This window comes from Acinetobacter sp. 1294243, from assembly GCF_000588015.1.
Taxonomy (GTDB): Bacteria; Pseudomonadota; Gammaproteobacteria; order Pseudomonadales; family Moraxellaceae; genus Acinetobacter; species Acinetobacter pittii.
On the sequence record NZ_JFXG01000044.1, the window covers coordinates 1 to 2,047 of the forward strand.

Annotated in this window: 2 protein-coding genes, 1 tRNA gene and 1 pseudogene; 3 read left to right on the plus strand and 1 reads right to left on the minus strand. The window is 38.9% G+C overall.

Annotation, left to right across the window (positions count from 1 at the left end; translation table 11 throughout):
- Positions 1-123 (plus strand): annotated as a pseudogene (locus J655_RS25635) (hypothetical protein); the annotation flags it as partial.
- A 121-nt stretch (positions 124-244) separates the two neighbouring features.
- Positions 245-320, plus strand: a tRNA-Glu gene (locus J655_RS24020).
- 91 nt (positions 321-411) lie between these two features.
- Here the strand turns inward: J655_RS24020 and J655_RS24025 are convergent.
- Positions 412-1,359: a hypothetical protein gene (locus J655_RS24025; protein ID WP_032052654.1), complete on the minus strand. Its 948-nt coding sequence runs from the start codon at positions 1,357-1,359 to the stop codon at positions 412-414.
- A 273-nt stretch (positions 1,360-1,632) separates the two neighbouring features.
- Between J655_RS24025 and J655_RS24030 the strand changes: the two genes are divergently transcribed.
- The gene (locus J655_RS24030; protein WP_002117013.1) at positions 1,633-1,971 is read left to right on the plus strand and encodes a hypothetical protein; all 339 of its coding nucleotides are present in this window, start codon (positions 1,633-1,635) and stop codon (positions 1,969-1,971) included.
- The last annotated feature ends 76 nt before the right edge of the window (positions 1,972-2,047 follow it).

Here is a 2,047-nt window from a genome sequence, read left to right on the forward strand (position 1 = left end):
CCTGCCATTATTAATCAGAAAATTTATACTTTCGCCAACCAACCTCATGAGATTTTAGGGTATCTACAACATCCGTCGGTCATAAAGGCAATTATTGAGCCTTTTCAGAAAAATGAAGGCTAAATGTATATATTTTCTACAATTTGAGTTATTTTTAATCGCTTGACTGTTTTTTTTAATATTTCTTCAGAAAACTATTTGACACTTTTATTAAATCGACCTAATATACGCCCACCTCTGAAACGTCCCTATCGTCTAGAGGCCTAGGACATCGCCCTTTCACGGCGGTAACCGGGGTTCGAATCCCCGTAGGGACGCCAAATTCTAAAAAGCCACTGCATAACGTCAGTGGCTTTTTTCTTGCCTAAAAAAATAAAAAGCAAATCAATGATTAGCTTTTCATATGCTCTATCAACCCGCAATTCCTACTTGTACTTCAAGGCGACCTGACTGCACTCGTAGTCCTCTAATTTCAAACTGATCTACGAGCTGCTGCACAAGCTCGCGACTTTCTCTCAAAATATTCAAGCCTGGTAAAATACTAAAATCAGTCAAACTTAAAAGCTTTTCAACCATCCATGAACGGTTGTTAATAAAGTCAATAAATCCTGCTTGCTCTAGGTCAATAAACCACATGCGATGCCCATCGCGTTGGATTCCGGGAATATCACCAATCAAATGATTAATGAGTGATGGAATAGGCAACATATTTACCACTTCGAAACCAACTCGACCAATACGGCGCACAGCCCAATTTGACAAGGTACCGCCATGTCGAATCTGAACATCAAGACTTTCATCCATTTGACGTAGGCGTAAGAATTTTTCCTGCCCAATACGACATTCCAATACTTTAAAATCTAAACTCAAACGATACATGAAGCGATGATAATGCCCATCGATCTCGACTTGGAAACTGTCATTGCCGCACTTGATTTTAATATCATCAATTTCGGAGCGATCAATGCGCTTACGAATTTGATTATTTAATAACATTTCGGGTAAGTACAACGTTAAGGTACTTTTGCCCAAAAAAGTTCGCGCCATAATCAACGCGACTTGGCGTGCTGTTTCACTGGTTTCAGACACCATATCTCTTACAGTACCTGCTGCCAGATTTGTCATTCCGACAACTCCACGTCGTGTATGAGTAGTTACTTGATCGAGTGCGTCCAAAGCAGCATCAGCAACCTCTTCAATATTACGTGTCGTGTCGCTAGCAAACCCAACTGCATCTTGGGCATGTTGCAATGTCTTATGCAGTAATCGACGAGATAATGACGGTTTAGCGGTATCTGGGGTAGCTAAAACCGATGCTGTCGTTGTAGGCTGCGACTTATTGTCATCTTGTTGACCCAAGTCCCTCTCTCCTTTTTATATTTATCCCACATCCTATTCGAGTATTTAAGCTCATTTATTGTGCTAATCACACTTCATTTTTCTGTAGATTAGCATGCTCTACAATATTATTTTAATTTTTATGTGTACGGATAAATCATCTGTTTTTTATATTTCTTTGTTTATTCATAAGTAATTTTTCTGCTAACTCAACGCATTTCATCGATATCTTACAAATTTTTTTCTTTCTGCACATTTCCGTTAGAATAGATTCAAACTAAATGTGGAGTTCTCATGCAATATCGTTGCCCTAAATGTCAAAGTGTTAAAATTATGCCTGTGAGCCAAGGCGTGAACAGCGCAAAACCTGTCGTTCCTAAAAGTCTGGTTATCTTGATTCCTGCAATTTTTGTGCTTTTACTGTTAGTAGTCATTAGCATCTTTATGTGGATTTTTGGCAATGGTGCAGGTAGTTCTCTTCAAATCGCAACAGTAGTTGCATTTGTGGTTACTGTAGGGGCTGGTTTTATGTTCTGGCGTGATTTGCCTGATTTTAAATTGTCTATGCAAGCATTTATGCAGTCACAAAAACACTGGAAATGCCGTGACTGCAATAACGAATGGGAAATTTAAAAAAACTGTTCACATCAGCTTAATGCTGATGTGAATGTGCATTATCTGCTTCATCATATTTATGCGAAGCATGCTG